The sequence below is a fragment of the Neobacillus drentensis genome, assembly GCF_036965425.1.
Taxonomy (GTDB): domain Bacteria; phylum Bacillota; class Bacilli; order Bacillales; family Cytobacillaceae; genus Neobacillus; species Neobacillus drentensis_F.
On record NZ_JBALPP010000087.1, the window covers coordinates 1 to 3,903 of the forward strand.

At 39.2% G+C, this 3,903-nt stretch carries 2 protein-coding genes; one reads left to right on the forward strand and one right to left on the reverse strand.

Going from position 1 to position 3,903, the window contains the following annotated elements; all coding sequences use genetic code 11:
- Window positions 1-321: 321 nt before the first annotated feature.
- Window positions 322-2,394 carry an EAL domain-containing protein gene (locus V7161_RS20580; RefSeq protein WP_335714747.1) on the forward strand — a complete coding sequence of 691 codons (2,073 nt, stop codon included), beginning with the start codon at window positions 322-324 and terminating at the stop codon, window positions 2,392-2,394.
- A 26-nt stretch (window positions 2,395-2,420) separates the two neighbouring features.
- Here V7161_RS20580 and V7161_RS20585 read toward each other — a convergent pair whose 3' ends face one another.
- Complete coding sequence (locus V7161_RS20585; RefSeq protein ID WP_335714748.1) at window positions 2,421-3,776, reverse strand: MATE family efflux transporter; 1,356 nt, start codon at window positions 3,774-3,776, stop codon at window positions 2,421-2,423.
- Window positions 3,777-3,903 lie beyond the last annotated feature (127 nt).

The following is a 3,903-nucleotide window of genomic DNA, read 5'->3' on the forward strand; positions in this document are numbered from 1 at the left end:
TTCATACACTCTCATGAATGATGTGGTTCAGGGTAGGAAAACGGTGTAATCGCTTCCAATTGATCTAAAATTGATTTGTTATGTAAAAATATTTTTGTTATTTTATAGATAGAAATATATCATATATTAAGTGAATAATAGGGTGGAAAAAGGAGAAACCATGGGAGAAGCAAATTTTTTGAATATAATGTTAATTGGATCCTCATCTTTTGCCTTCTTGTTTTATCAGAATTATTAGATGTTGTCATTTCAATATTTTTTCCATCTATAACATTCTTAAAGTTTACATCCATCGTTATTCTGTTTGGAAGTCTACCTTTCATGATGAAAAGTTCCAGGAGATACGATGAGGAACTCAGACAAAATAAACAAAAATTAAAAAATATATTTGATACACTGGATGTGGCGATTTGGTCACATGATTTAAAATCAGATACACTTTTAATTACGCCTGGGATTGAAAAATTATACGGGTATTCCTATACCGATTTTTATGAAGATCTCAACCTTTGGAAAAAAGTAATCTACCCAGAGGATTTACATGTTTTATCAAAAAGAGAAAAAAAGGTAGCCGCAGGTGAGACTGTTACCAGTGAATATCGAATTATCCGACCTGACGGTGAAGTACGCTGGATCCAGGACAGGGGGTTCCCAACTTTAGATAGTAAAGGGAATTTTGTCGATTTTAATAGTGTATTATTTGATATCACTGACCGAAAAGAAAGTGAAGACCGGTACCGCAGTCTAGTAGAAATGTCACCAGACATTATTGCAGTTGTTAGCCGATTTAAAATCGAATATATTAACGAAGCAGGCTGGAAGTTAGTTGGAGCCAGCAGTCCAGATGAATTAATTGGGATATCGCCTTTGAGGTTTGTCCCGCCAAACATAGTCGAAAGATTTTCCAATAAATCGGGAAACACAGGTAACCGTGATCAAGAGAGAATGAGACTTGAATTTCAAGTAAAACGGCTCGATGGCGAGATGATTGATGTGGAAATGGCTTCAACTCCGATTCTTTATGAAGGCAGATTTGCCGTTCAGGTTGTAGGCAGGGATATTACGAAACGAAAGAAAGCAGAGAAAACCATTAAGACAATGGCCTATTTTGATACATTAACAGGACTCCCAAATCGAAATCGGTTTAGACAACAGTTAAATAAAGTCTTGAAGCGGCAAGGGGAAAAAATGCTGGCGGTATTGTTCCTTGATTTGGACCGCTTTAAGATCATTAATGATACAAAAGGACATACGATTGGAGATATCATTCTTCAAAAGGTTGCGGGCAAATTGGAAATGGCGGTTGAAAGCGAAGGTTTTGTTTCGAGACAGGGCGGCGATGAGTTTATTATTTTGCTAGAGGATATCAACAGGGAGAAGGCCTCAGAGATAGCGGGGCGGATTCTGAATGAATTTGCCCATCCATTAGAGGTAAATAACCAAGAATTTTTTGTTTCTCCTAGTATCGGTATCAGCATTTATCCTGATGACGGAACAGATGAGGAAACACTCATAAAAAATGCTGATATTGCCATGTACAAAGCGAAAGAGAGTGGAAAGAATAACTTTCAATTTTATTCCTCTCAATTGAACGGGATCTCGATTCGGAAAATGGAGCTGGAAAATGGATTACGGAAAGCATTGGAGCAAGATCAATTGAAGCTTTTCTATCAGCCTCAGATGTCCCTGACAACAGGAGAGGTTGTTGGAATCGAAGCATTGCTCCGCTGGCACCATCCTGAACATGGGTTTATTTCGCCTTCTGAATTTATTCCACTTGCAGAGGAAACAGGATTGATTGTCCCAATTGGTAAATGGGTATTGAAAGAAGCTTGTGAACAAAGGAAAAGGTGGGAGATTGCTGGCCATCGCGATTTTCCAATTGCGGTGAATGTCTCCGTAAGGCAGTTTGAAGATGATCATCTTATTGAATTTATTTCAACCTTACTAGATGACATTGATTTGATGGCCAGCCAGCTAGAGCTTGAAATTACAGAAAGTATTATGCAAAACCTGGAGAATTCAACGATTATTTTAAATCAATTGAAAGAACTTGGAGTCTTGTTATCCATAGACGATTTTGGAACAGGCTATTCCTCGCTCAGTTATTTAAAGCATCTTCCAATTGATAAAATCAAGATCGATAAATCCTTTGTTGATGATATTCTTTATCATTCCAATCAAGGAATGATGGTTAAAACGATTATTGATATGGGCTTGAATTTGAACTTTACCGTAATTGCAGAAGGAATTGAAAAAGAAGAACAGGTATCTTTTTTAAAGAATAATGCTTGTGATATTGGCCAGGGCTATTTATTTAGTAAGCCTTTACCTGCAGACCAACTCGGGCAGTTTCTTTTCCAAATGGATGAAAAAAGTGGTATCCCAATTTAATGGGGATACCACTTTTTTCATTCTAATTAAACAGTTACATGTGCTTTCCTGAACCGCTCCCAAGGTTTCATTTGCCAGCGTCTTAATGCGAAGCAGCCCCTGAGCCACTCATCTGCACCCGTGGCCAGCCAAATTCCTAATAGGCCCAGTCCATAATGCACTCCTAGTAAATAACTTAGGGAGACTGCTATTCCCCACATGGAAATGATTCCAATTATAACCGGAAATCGAACATCGCCAGCGGATTTAAGTGAGTTCATTAAAACGATATTCATCGCCCGGCCAGGTTCAACAAACACGATCGCCCATAGCACAGGGAGGCCGATGGCAATAATACTTGTGTCATTTGTAAAAGACTTTAAAATCGGCGAGCCAATCAAAGCTATGATCAATGAAGTAACAGTTGAGGCAGCCATTGCGATTTTTAATGTACGTATACCGCGGCGAAGGGCCTTGTCGAACTGTTTGCCGCCGATGTAACGTGCAACTAGAAGTTGTGTACCTTGAGCAATTGCGAGCGTAAATAAAAAGCAAACCATATTAATATTTAAAATATAGACTCTCGCTGCCAGGGAGGCTGTTCCCATTGAAACGACAAAACTGGTTATTGCCAGCTGAGATAACTGGTAAGAAAGATTTTCTCCAGCGGACGGAATGCCAATAGAAAGCAGCGCTTTAATATCCTCTTTTTTAGCTTTGAAGATATCGCTTATTTCTAGCTTAAGTGAAAGCCGATTGTAGACAAGATAGATCAGGGCAGCGACAGCATAGGCACGAGCTGCCACCATGGCCCATGAAACTCCCGTTACACCTGTAACCGGTATTCCAAATAACCCTGACAGAGCAATGATATTTCCGGCAATACTAATAAAGTCCATTACTACTGTTACAATCATTGATTCTTTGGTGTACCCATGGCTGCGAAGGACGGCGCTTAAAGCAAGTGAGATCGATTCGAAAAAGAGGGAGATTCCGCAAATTCGCACAAACGTTAGACCATAGCTATATACTTTGCCATGGATGTCAAATAAACTCAAAAGGTGTCCGCCAAAGAAAAAAATGATAATCGCTATCGTAATGCCGAACCAAAAGTTTAGCCCAAAAACGGAGCGGGATAACTGACGTGCGTTCTTCAGACGGCCTGCGCCGAGGTTTTGGCTGATTAAAACAGTGGCGCCAATTGATGTAACCGTGAAAACTAAAATAAATATGTTCAGAAGCTGGTTTGCAACCCCTACACCAGCAGCAGCATTGTCCGAATAATGACTTAACATTAACGTCGCGATAATTCCCATGCCCATATGGAGTGCCAGCTCGATGAGCAACGGCCAAGAAATACTAAAAAGGGACTGTTCTTGAAATTTGTTGTTGAGTTCCTTCAAAGATTTTGCTCCTTTTTCCAATTAAATTATTAAAATATAAATTTCATTTTACACCCAATTGGCTTCACTTATAAAGAAAGAATTTTTTATTTGGCCCTTTTAAACTTGGTTGTTGATTTGCGCTCCA